The 14,523-nt window shown below is 61.5% G+C and carries 15 protein-coding genes; 7 read left to right on the top strand and 8 right to left on the bottom strand.

What is annotated here, in order from left to right; genetic code table 11:
* Positions 1-2: 2 nt before the first annotated feature.
* Genes RhoBH5_RS09305 through RhoBH5_RS09295 form a run of 3 tightly spaced genes read right to left on the bottom strand, consistent with a single transcriptional unit; the run spans position 3 to position 3,451 of the window.
* Positions 3-752: a succinate dehydrogenase/fumarate reductase iron-sulfur subunit gene (locus RhoBH5_RS09305; protein WP_042921559.1), complete on the bottom strand. Its 750-nt coding sequence runs from the start codon at positions 750-752 to the stop codon at positions 3-5.
* Positions 749-2,701 carry a fumarate reductase/succinate dehydrogenase flavoprotein subunit gene (locus RhoBH5_RS09300; protein WP_007730764.1) on the bottom strand — a complete coding sequence of 651 codons (1,953 nt, stop codon included), beginning with the start codon at positions 2,699-2,701 and terminating at the stop codon, positions 749-751. Before RhoBH5_RS09300 ends, RhoBH5_RS09305 begins: the two co-directional genes overlap by 4 nt.
* On the bottom strand, positions 2,702-3,451 hold the full coding sequence (locus tag RhoBH5_RS09295; RefSeq protein ID WP_047269404.1) for a succinate dehydrogenase cytochrome b subunit: 750 nt from the start codon (positions 3,449-3,451) through the stop codon (positions 2,702-2,704).
* A 156-nt stretch (positions 3,452-3,607) separates the two neighbouring features.
* On the opposite strand from RhoBH5_RS09295, the gene RhoBH5_RS09290 reads away from it, so the two are divergent.
* Both RhoBH5_RS09290 and RhoBH5_RS09285 read left to right on the top strand, forming a co-directional pair.
* Complete coding sequence (locus RhoBH5_RS09290; protein ID WP_007730767.1) at positions 3,608-4,936, top strand: lipase family protein; 1,329 nt, start codon at positions 3,608-3,610, stop codon at positions 4,934-4,936.
* Positions 4,933-6,189, top strand: coding sequence for a hypothetical protein (locus tag RhoBH5_RS09285; protein WP_007730769.1), 1,257 nt, complete (start codon positions 4,933-4,935; stop codon positions 6,187-6,189). The genes RhoBH5_RS09290 and RhoBH5_RS09285 overlap by 4 nt, the downstream gene beginning before the upstream one ends.
* A 52-nt stretch (positions 6,190-6,241) precedes the next feature.
* Here the strand turns inward: RhoBH5_RS09285 and RhoBH5_RS09280 are convergent, their stop codons facing one another.
* On the bottom strand, positions 6,242-7,618 hold the full coding sequence (locus tag RhoBH5_RS09280; RefSeq protein ID WP_193594840.1) for a spinster family MFS transporter: 1,377 nt from the start codon (positions 7,616-7,618) through the stop codon (positions 6,242-6,244).
* A 52-nt stretch (positions 7,619-7,670) separates the two neighbouring features.
* Positions 7,671-8,546: an SGNH/GDSL hydrolase family protein gene (locus RhoBH5_RS09275; RefSeq protein WP_007730772.1), complete on the bottom strand. Its 876-nt coding sequence runs from the start codon at positions 8,544-8,546 to the stop codon at positions 7,671-7,673.
* Between the two features lie 136 nt (positions 8,547-8,682).
* On the opposite strand from RhoBH5_RS09275, the gene RhoBH5_RS09270 reads away from it, so the two are divergent.
* Genes RhoBH5_RS09270 through RhoBH5_RS09260 form a run of 3 tightly spaced genes read left to right on the top strand, consistent with a single transcriptional unit; the run spans position 8,683 to position 11,338 of the window.
* Entirely contained in the window at positions 8,683-9,966 is a 1,284-nt protein-coding gene (locus RhoBH5_RS09270; RefSeq protein WP_007730774.1) for a PucR family transcriptional regulator, read from the top strand.
* A gap of 60 nt (positions 9,967-10,026) precedes the next feature.
* Entirely contained in the window at positions 10,027-10,554 is a 528-nt protein-coding gene (locus tag RhoBH5_RS09265) for a hypothetical protein (RefSeq protein ID WP_007730781.1), read from the top strand.
* Between the two features lie 55 nt (positions 10,555-10,609).
* Positions 10,610-11,338 (top strand): YdcF family protein, encoded by a 729-nt coding sequence (locus RhoBH5_RS09260; RefSeq protein ID WP_030536059.1) that lies wholly within the window; start codon positions 10,610-10,612, stop codon positions 11,336-11,338.
* Between the two features lie 2 nt (positions 11,339-11,340).
* Here RhoBH5_RS09260 and RhoBH5_RS09255 read toward each other — a convergent pair whose 3' ends face one another.
* Positions 11,341-12,144 (bottom strand): AraC family transcriptional regulator, encoded by an 804-nt coding sequence (locus tag RhoBH5_RS09255; RefSeq protein WP_257233260.1) that lies wholly within the window; start codon positions 12,142-12,144, stop codon positions 11,341-11,343.
* Between RhoBH5_RS09255 and RhoBH5_RS09250 the strand changes: the two genes are divergently transcribed.
* Positions 12,067-12,234, top strand: coding sequence for a hypothetical protein (locus RhoBH5_RS09250; protein ID WP_231783601.1), 168 nt, complete (start codon positions 12,067-12,069; stop codon positions 12,232-12,234). The two genes, RhoBH5_RS09255 and RhoBH5_RS09250, sit on opposite strands and share 78 nt — an antisense overlap.
* 190 nt (positions 12,235-12,424) lie before the next feature.
* Positions 12,425-13,117, top strand: a complete 693-nt coding sequence (locus tag RhoBH5_RS09245; protein WP_007730784.1) for an alpha/beta hydrolase — start codon at positions 12,425-12,427, stop codon at positions 13,115-13,117.
* A gap of 54 nt (positions 13,118-13,171) precedes the next feature.
* Here RhoBH5_RS09245 and RhoBH5_RS09240 read toward each other — a convergent pair whose 3' ends face one another.
* Together RhoBH5_RS09240 and RhoBH5_RS09235 are read right to left on the bottom strand one after the other, a co-directional pair.
* A complete protein-coding gene (locus RhoBH5_RS09240; RefSeq protein ID WP_003942924.1) occupies positions 13,172-13,603 on the bottom strand; it encodes a MarR family winged helix-turn-helix transcriptional regulator in 432 nt (143 codons plus the stop codon).
* Between the two features lie 146 nt (positions 13,604-13,749).
* Positions 13,750-14,418 (bottom strand): DsbA family protein, encoded by a 669-nt coding sequence (locus RhoBH5_RS09235; protein WP_270008182.1) that lies wholly within the window; start codon positions 14,416-14,418, stop codon positions 13,750-13,752.
* Positions 14,419-14,523: the final 105 nt, after the last annotated feature.

Genomic DNA, 14,523 nt, shown 5'->3' with positions numbered 1-14,523 from the left:
GATCAGTTGTCCTTGCGCCGCAATCCGAATCGCATCGATTCCTTGTTGACAGCGGCAATCGCGGTCAGCGGTATCTCCGCGGGACACACCTGCGCACATTCACCGTAGGTCGAGCACGGCCCGAAATCGGCCTCCATCTGGTGCGACATCGCTCGGGCCCGCTTGCCACGTTCGTTGCGGCCCTGCGTGACGAGAGACAGGTGGGTCAGTTTGGACCCGGTGAAGAGGTGCGCGGCACCGTTCGGGCAGGCTGCCACGCAAGCGCCACAGCCGATGCATGCGGCGAAGTCCAGTGCAGCTTCGGCACTTTGATGCGAGAGCGGCTGACTGTCTGCGTCCGGCGCGGTTCCTGCATTGACCGAAACGTATCCACCGGCTTCGAGCACCCGGTCGAGCGCAGAGCGATCGACGACGAGGTCTCGGACCACGGGAAAGGCCGCGGAGCGGAACGGCTCCAGTTTGATTCGGTCACCGTCGGAGAAGCTGCGCAGGTGCTGACGGCACGTGGGAGTGTTCGCAACCGGCCCATGGGGAACGTCGTCGACGGTGATGCCACAGGACCCGCAGATCCCTTCTCGGCAGTCGGAATCGAAGGCGATGGGTTCGTTGCCGCTCTCCACGAGTTGGTCGTTGAGTCGGTCGAGGAGCTCCAGCAGCGACATCTCCACCGTCGCGTCGTCTATTTGGTAGGTGTCGAATGCGCCGGACGACTCAGGTCCGGATTGGCGCCACACGTCCACGGTGATTTTCATACGTAGTTCCTCGTCTGCAGTGGAACAGCGGTGAAGGACAACGGCTCGTCGTGTCGAACGTGTCTGCCGTCCTGGGCGGTTTCCCACGCGGAGACGAAGCACCAGTCCTGATCGTTTCGCTGCGCTTCGCCGTCGGGAGTCTGATGTTCGGCACGAAAGTGCGCTCCACAGGACTCGTCACGATCGAGAGCATCGACGCACATCAGTTCGGCGAGCTCGAGGAAATCGGCTACCCTGCCGGCCCTTTCCAACTCCTGGTTGAACTGGTTTCCGCTGCCGGCAACTCGCAGGTTCGACCAGAAATCGGTTCGCAGTGCGCGGATTTCGGCGATCGCCTTGGTCAAGCCCTCGGCCGTTCGGGTGACACCGCAACCCGCATAGAGGATCTCGCCCAGTTGTCGATGGAACCTGTCGGGGCCGTGTGTTCCGCCGACCGAGAGCAGCAGGTCCACCCGACCCCTCACGTCAGTGAGCGTCGACGTCACAGCGGGATCGGACAGTTCGAGTGGAGTGGATCCGAGTAGCGGTGCAAGATAATTCGGAATCGCGTACGGGAGGGTGAACCAGCCGTCGACGCATGCCGAGAGCAACGAATTGGCGCCGAGGCGGTTGGCCCCGTGGTATCCCCAGCCTGCCTCACCACCGACGAACAAGCCGGGGATGGAGGTCATCTGGTCGTAGTCGTTCCACAGTCCTCCCATGGTGAAGTGGGCTCCGGGGGCGATGCGCATCGGCACCGTATAGGGGTCTTCGCTGGTGGCGTCGCGATACATCGAGAACAGATTTCCGTATCGCTCCTCGATGGTCTTGCGGCCGAGCCGTGCCAACGCATCGCGGAAATCCAGGTACACACTGTTTTTCAGAGGGCCGACGCCGTGACCGGAGTCGATTTGCTCGCGGGCGGCCCGTGAAGAGACGTCGCGGGGAGAGAGGTTCCCGAACGCAGGATATTTGCGCTCGAGGTAGTAGTCGCGTTCGTTTTCGGGAATGTCGCCGGGCTCACGATCGTCTCCGGGCTTGGCCGGTACCCAGATCCGGCCGTCGTTGCGCAGGGATTCGCTCATCAGAATGGTTTTCGACTGCCACTCGGAGTTGACGGGAAGCGCCGTCGGATGGAATTGGATGAACGAGGGTGAAGCCATCAACGCACCGCGTCGGTGCGCTCGCCACGCGGCCGTGGCGTTGGAATTCTTCGCAAGTGTGGACTTGTGGAATACGGTTCCGTAGCCGCCGGATGCCAGTACGACGGCATGGCCTGTGGTGGCGCCGATCTCACCGGTCACGAGATCGCGTGTGACTATCCCTTGTGCTCGCCCGTCCGAAACGATGAGATCGAGCATCTCGGTTCGGGTGTGTAGGTTGACCGTTCCGGCTGCGATCTGACGTTGCAGTGCCTGCGACGACGCTATCTGCAACTGCTGGCCTGTCTGCCCGCGCGTGTAGTACGTGCGCGACACCTGAACGCCGCCGAAGGATCGGGTGGCCAGAGTGCCGCCGTACTCGCGAGCAAACGGTGCCCCGATGGCATTCATGTGATCGATGACGCGTACGGATTCTTCGGCGAGACGGAAACAGTCGGCCTCACGGCCCCGGAAATCACCGCCCTTGACGGTGTCCTTCACGAAGCGGGCGAGACTGTCGTTGTCCACTTTTCGAGCGCGAGCAGCGTTGATGCCTCCTTGCGCGGCGACACTGTGTGCACGGCGGGGTGCATCGTGGAAGGTGAAGGACTCGACGTGGTAGCCCAGTTCACCGAGGGAGGCGGCGCAGGCCGCGCCGGCGAGGCCGGTACCGACGACGATGACCGTGAACTTGCGCCGGTTGAGTGGGCTGACGAGCTTGTAGTCGAGTTTGCGAGTGGGCCAGGCCGTCGCCGGATCGCCGGCCGGGACCTTACCGTCCACCGGTGTCCCGATGCTGCGCAGATCGTCGAGTTCGAAGCTGTTCACTTATGACGCTCCTGTCTTCGAGATGGCGCCGGTCATGACCGCGATGGGGATCGACATGTTTCCGACCATCACGACGAGCGCAAAGATTCCGGAGAGTGCAACGCCAATCTGGCGCAGTCGTTGGCCGGTCACGCCGAGATCGTTGACCGCGCTCCAGAGTCCGTGTGCGAGGTGCATTGCCAGCAGAGCCATCGCGACGATGTAGAACGCTGCCACCAGCGGACGCTCGAAGCTGGCAATCAGATTGTCGTATGCGTAACTCTGTGTGCGCGTGGCCGCTTCGTACTCGCTGCTGCCGATGGGTCGGGTTCCGGTCGTGAGGTCGAGTATGTGGAAAATGACGAATAGCAGCAGCACAGCTCCGGTGACGGGCATCGTGCGCGCTGTAAAGGACTTGATTCCCAGACCTTTACGTCGAAATTTTCCTCGAGCTCGGCGTCCGCGGACGGTGAGCAGCCAGGCACACCAGACGTGTGCGACCAATGACGCGAGCAAGACGATGCGAAGAATCCACAGAAGTCCCTCGTAGGGCAGGAAGGGTTCGAACACCGTTCGTAGCCAGTGTGCGTAGTCGTCGAAGTGATCGGCACCGGTGTAGACCTTCAGGTTTCCGATCATGTGGACGAGAACGAAAGCGGCGAAGATCAGTCCTGTCACGGCCATCAGAATCTTGCACGTGATGTTGGACGGCCGCGGTCGAGCTTGGAGTGAATCGCCGGTAGCTCGCGATACACGGGTCGGAGCACTCACAGACAAACCTCCCACGCCAGACTTGCCGGACAGGTGCCGTCAGCCTAAGCCCGATCGGGGTTTTCGGCCAACGGATGGGTGCCCGACTTGTCTGTTAATGCAGGTGAATGGGAGTGTAGGGGTGCTCATTACCCGAAAGTAAGGAACTCGTGAACGATGTTTGACTCGACGTGGCGACGGTGGTCATGGCGCGCCGGAACGGCATCGGCCCTGGCAGTGGCCTTGTTTGCGGTGGGGTCGCCGGCTGGTGCGCAGGAGACCGTCGACCTGGCCGACGTGTTCAATCCGTTGGTCGTGAAGGCACTCCAAGGCGCTGACATTTCCACCGAATTGACTCCACTCGGGCTCTCGTCCGATGATCCGTGGTTCGACGAACCCGAAATCGAGCCGGGTACCGCCCCCGGCACACTTCTCAAAGCGCGTCCGGTCAGCGTGCAGGTCTACCAGGTCCGCCCCGACGTGGTCTCGGCTCATCAACTGATGTACACCACCACTGATCACTTCGGTCGGCAGGTGATCAGCACCGGAATTCTGATGATTCCCGAGGACGGAACTGCGCCAGGTGATCGCAAGATCATCGGATACGCCGAGGCGAACGACAGCCTCGGCGCGAACTGCGCACCAAGTCACCAGTGGACCGGCGGCAATCAGAGCGACCCGGCGATGTTCTCGGCGCTCGGCCCGGTGGCTCAGATGTTCGGCCACGGCTGGGCAGTGATGATGAGCGACGTCGGCAACGACGGCGACACTGCTCCCCATCCGTTCTCGATCGGACAGTTCTCAGGGAAGGCAACGCTCGACGGCGTTCGGGCAGCACTCGCGCTTCCGGAAGGCGGCCTCGAATCAGACACCCCTGTCGGCATCTACGGTGTCGCCGGAGGCGGTGTCGCAGCGGGCTTTGCCGCGGAACAGGCCCATGAATATGCGCCGGAACTGAACGTCCAGGCCAGTGCCATTCAGGCGATGATGATCGACCCGGCAACGTTCGAGGAAACAGCGGCCGGTGGGATCGGTTCCGGATTCGTCTTCTCGAGCATTCTCGGATTCGACGCGGGCTACCCCGACGTTCGGCTCGACGACCATCTGACTCCGATCGGTCACAACGTCGCCGCAGCCTTCCGCGCGTCCTGCCAGGCGCTCTACCTCGGACTCCCATTCGTTCCGTTCGACGTCCTACTCACCAACCCTTCGCCCCGAACGATCCCTGCGCTGGCCGCGGCGTACGCGGACAACACGTTGGGAAAGCAGGCGCCGGCTTCCAAGCTTCTGATTTCTTCCTGTGAGGACGACTTTCTCGTTCCCTTCAGTGAGGCAGAGCAATTGGCGCAGACATATCGAGCAGACGGCGGCAACGTGGACCTGCTCCCGTCGCATTGCGGGCCGCTCGATTACGTGACCAACCTGTACAAGACGGTGACCGATCAGCTGGGTATGCAGGACATCGCCTGGCTGGCAAAGACGTTCGACGAAGCCGAGGGACGATGAGCTTGCGGAAGTCTCTGACGCGCAGGGATTTTGCGCGCACGGTTCTCGTTGCTTCGGCAGGTATCGGCGGTGCCGTCGTACTGGGAGGCAGGGCGTCCGCGGGTGCTGGTGAGCTCGACAGGTACCTCGACCTGGAAGCAGTGAACGCAAACGCCGAAGCCACGGGCGGCCTGCATCCTTCTCTGCCATCGGATTCCGCGACGCTGCGGTCTTTGGTGGATACCGCCCGAGCCTCGGGAGTGGATCCGCATCGCTATCAGACACTGCTCAAGCAGTACTGGCTCGCGGTCGGGACGGAGTCGGCAGGTATCGATCTCGCTTCGTGGACTCCGTTCGACGGTGTGCACGCGAATCTCGGAAACCTCACCAACACTTTCCAGTTCTACGAGCGACTCCAGCTTGAGCATCGAGAGCTGCAGTGGGCAGGTATGGGAGGAATGGTCGGGCCCGCTTTCGCCGGTGGACTCCTCGACTTGGACTACGGGCGGGTTGTGCTGGAAGTCCAAGCGATCAGCGAGGCGATGGCACTGGTCTGGCGAGAGATCGACCGCATCGGGTCGCCGGTTGCATCGTCGATGGGAGCACCCGAGGACATTGCGGCACTTCTCGAGGTCGGCCACGAGATTCGCCCCGAGGACGTGATGTGGTTCCAGGGGAAAGTGATTGCGATGAGCAAACACATCTTCTCGGACCTGATTCCCATGCACATGGCGTGGGTTCACGACGGTGTCGACGGCATCGCCGAACTCGATCGCGCAGGGCTGCTCGACGAGAACGCCCGTATCGCGTGGAACAACATTGCTTCGGGGACACCGGAATCGGTCTTCGACGGCAATGTGCGTCTGCTGCGAAGGGAGCAGTACCAGTCGGTGGGTGATCAGTGGGACGAGGCGAAGGCCTACCGCGGTAGCGTTGGTCGCTCGTTGACTTACTTGACCACCTTCGCCGCATCACCGTCGATGCCTGGCGTCGTGCCGCCACGCGAGTCGAACCCGCTCTCGTTCGCGGTGGGCAATGCTGTTGTGCAAACGCCGCTTCCGGACTTCAACTGGGCGGACCGGGATGGTCGTTGGACCTACATCAACGATCAGTTGCTCCCGGTCTACAACAACCTGATGAAGAATCAACCGGAACTGTGGCGAGCGACGCTGGCCGCGCCCGTCTCCGTTCGGATAACCGAGCAGCGAATGATCGCTCGCTTGCCGGACATGTTGCGGTCCATGTTGTCGACTCTGGCGATTACGGTCAACTGAACTCGGCGGTGGCGGGGCCTCAGGGTCCCGCCACCGCCCGTGAACTTGTCGGTCAGGCCTGGCTCAGCTCTGCTTGCATGCGCGCGGAGTCCTTGCCGACAGTGCGGGTAGCCAGGTAGATGAATACCGCGGTGAGTGCCAACATGATCGGCACGAGATACATGGCCGAGTTCAACCCGTCGCCGGCGTACTGAGCCAACTTCCCGGTACCGGCATCTGCAAGTGCACGCTTGGCGAACCAGTCCGAGATCGCTCCAACGGCAACCGGTCCGGAGAATCCGCCGAGAAGGTACATGGCAGCGAAGAACAGCGCCGTCGCAGTGCCGCGGAGCCTGGGAACCACGACGTCGTGAATGGCAGGGTAGACGCTGATGTAGAAGCCGTAGGCCAGAAGCCACCCGGCCGAGAACAAGAGCGTGAACATCACGACGTTTCCGCCGTGTTGCAACAGTGCCAGCGCCGTCAAAGGTGCCGCCAATGCCGAGGTTCCGACACCGATCATCAACCGTGCGCGTGGTGAGCGTGCGCTGGCCTTGTCAGCGTAGCGAGCGCCGAGAAGCAATCCGATCAGGCCCGTGATTCCGACGATGATGCCGGTGACCGATGCCGCCGCAGTCAGTTTCAGCTGGTACTGGCGCATGAGCAGCGGGACGACAAACGAATTCACTGCGTAGGCGGCGAAGTTGAACGTCAGCCCGGCAAGGATGAGCCAACGAAGCGTGGGAATTGCGAGCAGACGACGGATCGGGCGGGTGATCGGTGCCTGTGAAACAGCGGCTGCGCGGGCCTCCGGACTTTCGGAACCACCACGAACCGGATCTGCCATGCGGTAGAGCACGACTGCAAGCAGGACACCGGGAATCGCCGCGAGGAAGAACGGTGCACGCCAGCTGTCGAATGCCTCGGCGATCTTGCCGACGGTGAAGTAGGCGAGCATGAGGCCAATTGGCAAACCGAGCATGAAGACACCAAGTGCGCGTGAGCGTCGTTCTGCCGGGTAGATATCACCGATCATCGAGTTGGCTGCAGGTGTGAAGGTCGCTTCGCCCACACCGACGCCGAGACGCGCGAGGATGAACAGCACATAGCTGCCGGCGGCACCGGTTGCTGCCGTCAGTCCGCTCCACACCAGGAGTCCGATCCCGATGATCTTGGGACGGTTCTTCGTGTCGGCCAACCGGCCCAGAGGCAGTCCTGCGACTGCGTAGACGAGGGTGAATGCAGAGGTGATCAATCCCAATTGCAAGTCGCTGAGCGAAAACTCGTTCTTGATCGGCTCGGCAACGACTGAGGGGATCGCCCGGTCGAAGAAGTTGAGCATGTTCGCGAGAAACAGGGCGACGAGTGTGCCGCCGAGAAGTTTGTCACGTGTTCCGACAGGGGCGCCGTCGACGGACGGCAGCGGCGGAGCGTCTCGTTGAATTGACATGATTGTTCCACCCTTTTCGCGAGTGCTGAATGAATTGTGCTGGGGGAGAAGCTCAGGACAGAGCGTCGGCGACCGTTTTCCCGATCGCCTGCATCCCGGCCGCAGTGGGATGCAGTGGAACCGCCGGCTGGGTAGGGACGATTCCCGTGTAGTAAGCAGTGGCAGGGTCCGTGCAGATGTCATGCCCGGCAGTGGTTTCGGTGATGTCGATGTACTCGACGCCGTAACGGGCCGCAGTTGCTGCCATGACCGTGTTGCCGTAGTCGATCACACTCTGGAGATAGTCGGCGTCGCGCGGCCAGAACGGCTGAGTGCCGGGGCAGCCGCCACTACGGATGTATGTTCCGTATCCGACCACGACGATGCGCGCCGACGGTGCTCGATCCTGCGCGACTTCGATCATGGAACTCCAACCTGTGGACGCATTTTCGATCATCTGTCGCTGTTGATCGACGCCACCGGAGGTGAACTTGTCACGGCAGGACGTTCCGGTGGGTTCGGGGAGTGGATTGACGCAGCTCAGAACTGTCGGGAACAACGAGATGTCGTTGGCACCGATGGTGATGGTGACGAGGTCGGTATCAGGCCCCAATGCTGTTGCCTGCGGTGATACTTGACCGGAGAACGTCGATTGTGCGGTGTCCGTGACGTTGGCGGATCGCGCCGACGAGCAGGTCATATCCGTGAGTTGAGCGCCGAGTTCTCGCGCCACCACGGACGGGTAGTTGTCGAGTGATCGTAGACAGCCCGGTGACGACGAGTCCTGCGCGGTGACCAGTGGGCCGGCCGCCGCGGAATCGCCGAGCGCGACGTACTGGATAGTGCTGACCGCTGTCTCGGCACTCGACACACCGGTCCCGAGAGCCGCGATCGAACCGGCAGCCACGACGCCTGCCAGAATGGCTGCGCTGCGCGTTTTCCACGTCACTCGAGGCTCCTCTTGGTCGAAGGTGGGACTTCCAGTTACGCCGCTGATTGTGAATTCGTGAGTGGCGTGGGTTACATAGTGATAGGAAAAAGGCAGGTCGGCCTTGTGGTGGCAATTCAATTCTGTGGAGGGTTTTGTGTCAGGAAACAAAGATCTGCCGTTCGAGCCGATCCTGGTTGGTGGCAGATCTCTGGCCGACCGACTGGCGCAACGCACCCATCCACTGGTCATTGAGACAGTCGATCTGGTCCACCGCGACGTCACCTTCTACCGGTTGCTCCCTGACGAGGCATTGCGTAACGACGTCACCACCATCGTGAGGCGCAATCTGGAACTGTTCATTTCGATGCTGCGGACCGGCGCCGATCTGGCGCCCGAGTTGCTCGCCGACATCAGCGAATCGGCTCGCCAACGGGCTCAGGAATTGGTTCCGCTCGGTGAGGTGCTGCGGGCATATCACTTGGCAGCCGGGCTGTGGTGGGAGACCATCAGCGAATGGGCGGTCCCGGAAGACGGTGTCGCACTTGCCCGCACCGGACGACTCTTGAATGCATACACCGCGGCTTCCGCGTCGGCGGTTCTTGCCGGCTACGGTTCCGACCATGTCACCCAGACGGACGAGGATTCTGCGCGAAGGTCATTGTTCGTAGCACTTTCGACGGGTGTCGATGTTGATCGGGTCTCCGACGATGTGGGCATCAGGTTGGCGCGCCTGTACTGGGTGGTGGCGCTGCACGTCGAACGGAATGACGACGAGTCCTCGACCGAGGTGGACACTGCCGTCGCCGAGCGGAGAAAGGTGCGCCACCTGCAACGAGAGCTTGATCAGGTGGGGCGTGACAAAGCGCTCGGGGTGCTCGGGAGCAGTGGCGGAGCCGTACTGATTCCTATTGTGGAATCGGAACCCGCTGAGGGGAACTGGGCGTCGAGTCCGCAGTATCTTTCATTGTGTCGACGATTGGGTGATCTCGAGAAGGTCATCGGTGCATCGACGGTTGCCGCCGTACATGTCGCGGCACCGCCGGCAATTCCCGCAGCGGTGTCGCAGGCGCGCGAGGTGCTGAACGTTGCCCGAAAGTACGGCCGTACAAGTGGGGTCGTGCGTCTCGAGGATCTTGCAGTCGAGTATCAACTGACCCGCCCGAGCGCTGCGCTGCCGATCCTCGCAGATGTGTTGTCGCGGTTGGAGTCCGATCCTGCCGTGCTCGAGACGCTCGAATCTTTCATCGACTCCGGATTCGATCGAGCTACCACCGCTCGGCAGTTGCACGTACACCCGAACACGGTCGTGTACCGCCTGCGTAAAGCGAGTTCCCTGACGGGACTTGACCTGTCGTCACCGAAAGATCTTGTACAGGTCACCATGGCGCTGGGAGCGCGTCGCGCGCTCGGAATGGAGGCGGACTCTTCCCAAACGTGATGCGTCTGTGGTTCTCTGTGAACGTGTCTGATTCTCGGATTGGCAATCCGGCCGGGAGACATGGCCAGACTGGGTCAGCTGATGGTGCAACGAGGCGCGTGGCGTGATCAGACGTTGATCGACTCCGCCTACCTCGACGAGTTGTCCGCGCCCTCTCCGTCCAATGGGGGGTACGGCTTCTTGACCTGGGTGAACGCGGGCGAGGACTTCTACTCCGTGAATGCGCCGGTGAGCAAGTATGTTTCGCATCCGGTGTGGCAGAACGCGCCTCGGGATCTCTATCTCCAGGAGTTCTTGCGGCTTGTCGTCGCTTCGATCGTGGACGTTCCACCGCCGCCGTACGTCGGGCCTCCCGTGCATGGGTCGGGTGGTCCGCTCATCGACGATCCGTCACAGCTCGTCGGCTTCGCGAACCCCGAATTGATCTTCGACACGATGGTCGGGACGGGGCGAGCAGGAACACCCGGATGCAACATCGTGATCTGCAACAACGAATTGTTGCCGTTCAGTGTCGCCGGCCTGCTCGGGGATGCTGCAGCTCAGATCGGTAACGCGGCAGGCGCGTCGATTCGAGATGCTGGTAGATGACGGTTTCGAACCCGAATTGTTGCCCAATATTTATGTTTAATCTGTGTGACGGTCAGTGAACAGTAAATTTGAGTCAAATGATGCAATCGCGACGAAATGTTCGTTACCGTGGGCTGGACAATCGACAATCTGGGGGTTCGGCTACATGGCAAATGTTCGTAGGTCTCTGACGAAGGGATTGATTGCTGCTTCGGTAATCGCCGCAGCCGGAGTGGGATTGTCGCCGGCGACAGCGAGTGCCGACATCACTCCGACGACGGTCGTCAACGGCATCCTGTCGACGGTGGGCGGCTGCCAAACACCGGTGCGGTCTCTCATTCTTGCGTGCACGAGTGCTGAGACGCTGACACGCCAGTCGCCCGTGCTGCTCGACCTCAACCCCGTGGGCACGAACATCGTCGTCTTGGGTGCCGGCCTCTTCGACGACGGCACGATGCGTCCGATGTTGGTCGACCGGCTTCAGGCGGCGCTCCAGCTGGCCCGTCAGTACCCGCAGTCTCCGATCATCACAAGCGGTGGGGCTCCGAAGGCCGGAGTAACGGAAGCCAGGGCAATGCGCGAATGGCTCGTTGCCAACGGCGTCAACCCGGGCCGGATCACCGAAGAGGGAACTTCGTGGTCGACAGTCGAGAATGCGATCAACTCTGCGCGGATTCTCGCCGATCGAGGCGCGACCGGCGTGGTTGTGGTCTCGAGCGCCAATCACGTGGAGCGCGCGATGGTGGACTTCCGCGTTGCAGTTCTCGGCCGGATCCCGGTCGCAGGCGTAATCGCTGCAACCTGACGTCAGTGATTGTGGGAGTTGGACTTTCGCCAGTTCAACGGCGAGGCGTCGAATCGTCGACGGAAGGCGCGGCTGAACGCTGCATCGGATTCGTAGCCGACAGTTATCGCAATGGTTCCGACCGGCTCGGTGGTTTGCACGAGTAGTTCGGCGGCACGGTCGAGTCGGCGCTCGGTGATGTAAGCGCCGGGCGTCTGGCCGACCAGTCGCGAGAAGCGCTCCGCAAAAGACGATCTCGACAGGGTGGACAGCGTCGCCAGTTCGTCGATGGTCCAGTTGCGTGACGGGTCGTTGTGGACGGCCTCGAGGGCCTGCCCGATTCGTGGATCCATTGCTGCGGTCAACCATCCGCCGTTCGATCCGTCCGCTCGAGCCCACGCTCTGAGGATCTGGACGAAGAGAAGGTCGAGAATCCGGGAAACCATCACGGAGGAACCAGGTTTCGGATCGTCCACCTCGGCGCCCAACAGTCGGCTGCTCACCTCGAGCCACTCGACCGGGGTCCCTTGTGTCGCGCGCAGTTCGACGAAGTCCGGCAGAACGGACAGCAGTCGCTGCGCTGCGACGTCGTCGAGTGTGAAAGTACCGAAAAGCCAACATGTTTCGTTTTTCGGGGGCATCGGCATCGCATTCTCGATCGTATGAGCATGCCCATGGGGTAGCAGTACGAGTTCCCCGGGGCCGAGTTCGATCGGGGCTTTGCCCTGCGTTCTGATCACGATGTCACCGTGCTCGGCAATGTGAAGTGCTCGCACCCCCGTGGGTACCTCCACGGTGAAGTTCTCGCCGTGGACGCAGCGATGAATCTGATCACCGCGAAGGTGGACGACTTCGAGAACGTGCGAGAGGGTGTCCCGGGTTCGAGTCTCGTCGGTGGTGGGTACGTACCGCTGTGATGATGTTGTCCTCATGGATCGATCACTCCGATGGTCTCGAGCATTCGGCGTTTCTGCACAAAAACTTGGCAATCTGGTCATGGTTATTGATCCAGGATCCCCTTAACCTGGGTAACAGGCAAGGCCTGGGTTTCGAAGGCTTGCCGATCGTCGGAGTATTCGTCGCACTGCGTATCTGGAGGAGTTGGTCATGACAGAGAAGGTAAACATCGTTCTGGTGCATGGAGCCTGGGGAGACGGTTCTCATTGGCGTCACGTCATACCCACCCTGCACAACGCCGGGCATCGAGTGGTTGCGGTCCAGAATCCACTTACTTCGCTCGCCGACGACGTGGACCGGACCAGGAAGTTGGCCGAATCGATGGACGGCCCGACCCTGCTGGTCGGACACTCGTACGGCGGCGCGGTGATCACAGGCGCGGGTCATGCGGAAAACGTTGTGGGACTGGTATATATCGCTGCCTTTGCGCCGGACGAGGGTGACAGCCTGGGAAGTATCTTCGCCCGCACGGATCAGCCGGCGGGCGCGGCGAACATCGCGCCGGACGCCGAGGGCTTCTTGTGGATCGCCCCGGACAAGTTTCAGGAGAGTTTCAGTCAGGATCTCGACGACACCGAAGCATTGGTCATGGCGCTGACGCAGAAACCCATTGCGGGTCAGTGCTTCTCGGACCCGTCAGGGCCGCCGGCATGGCGTGGGAAGCCCAGTTGGTATCAGGTTTCAGGGCAGGACCGAATGATTCCGCCGGAAACCGAGCGATGGATGGCAGAGCGTATCGGTGCCCGCGAGATCGAGGAACTCGACGCAGGCCATGCATCCTTGGCGTCCCACCCGCACGAGGTCACCCAGTTGATCCTGCGTGCTGCTGCAGAATTGTCGTGACGGCGTAAATCGTCCGGCTGTTCGAGTGGGCTGCCCATCACGACTAATTTGTCGTCAGTCCTCGGAACTGCCCAGTCGGTGAAGCAGCGCTGTCAGCGTGGTGATGTCGTCCGTATCCCATTTCGCGAGTCGGGCGCGCCAGCGATCTATCTGGTGATTGCGGATGGTCGTGAGCTTCGTTCGCGCCTCAGGGGTCAGAGCTACCAACTTGGCGCGAGCGTCGTCGGGATCGGGGATTCGTTCCACCAGGCCGAGTCGAGCTGCGGCGTCGATTTGCCTGGTCAAGGTGGACTTCTCGATATCGAGGGTGCAGATCAGGTCGGACATCCGCACCGCATCCGAACGGTTCAGGATGACCAGAACCGGGTAGAGCGCCGGATCGAGTTTGGGATGAATTGCGCGCGCATAGGTGCGCGCCTGGGCGCGTCCTCGTTGCCACATGTCGGCAAGTTCCATCTCCAGGCCCGTGATCGGATCTGAAACCACTGTCGTTTCCCCTTTGGTGCGATTCGTTCGGTGTTCATCAAACCAGAAGGGGGCCGAAGTGATTTGGGTGAAGTCACGCTGAGCGAAAGGTACGTTCGGCGTACTGAAGGCGCCGGGCGTACCTTTCGCTCGCAAAAGTGCGTGGGTCAAGCCACCGCATACGCCCGCACGCACGTGTTCAGGTCGTGGGTGAGATCGGCCGCGGTACTGGTCGGAGAACCGAATTTCACGACGGACCCGTCGCTCCCGTGGAACAACAGCGTCGGAAACGAAGTGGCGCCGAGCCTGCGTGCTCGGACGAAATCAGCGCGGGCGGCATCCTTCGAGGCGGCGGTGAACAGGGAAGACACCGCGGCAGATGGGTCGAGTTGGAGGGATTCCGCGATGGATCGGTACGTCTCGGGATCGGAAAGGCTGCGACCGTCTCGGTAGAACGCGATCTGCATGGCCTCCGCGATGTCGAGGGCGCGTGTCGGATCTTGCGCGCGCAGTGCGGCGAGTCCGATCGCTGCATCCGTCGAATCCATGACGAACCGCCCATCAGTCACCAGTTGTGAATATCCGTCACCGAAGACAGCGCCGGTCTGGGCGGCGATGGTGGCGTTGGCTGATTTCAGGTACGGAGCCGAAGACATGGGCGCGACGCGCTCACCGGTGAACAGTCCGCCGCTGACCACGGACAAGTCGATGGAATCGGCATTTTGACGGACGAACTCCGTCAACGCAGGGCCGAAGCCGAAACACCACCCGCAATAGGCGTCGAAGACGTAGGTGAGTTGCGTCTTGCCTGCTGTTTCCGAGCGTGATGTCTGCACTGGAAGATTCCTATCCGAGCGTGAACTGATTGATACCCTGACGGTATGTCGCATTCGGGTATTCGGTCACGGTGAAGATGAGTCCCGAACTAGTGAAAAACAGAC

This window comes from Rhodococcus sp. BH5, from assembly GCF_027583855.1.
Lineage (GTDB): Bacteria > Actinomycetota > Actinomycetes > Mycobacteriales > Mycobacteriaceae > Rhodococcus_F > Rhodococcus_F qingshengii.
This window is presented reverse-complemented; position numbering and strand designations above follow the sequence as displayed.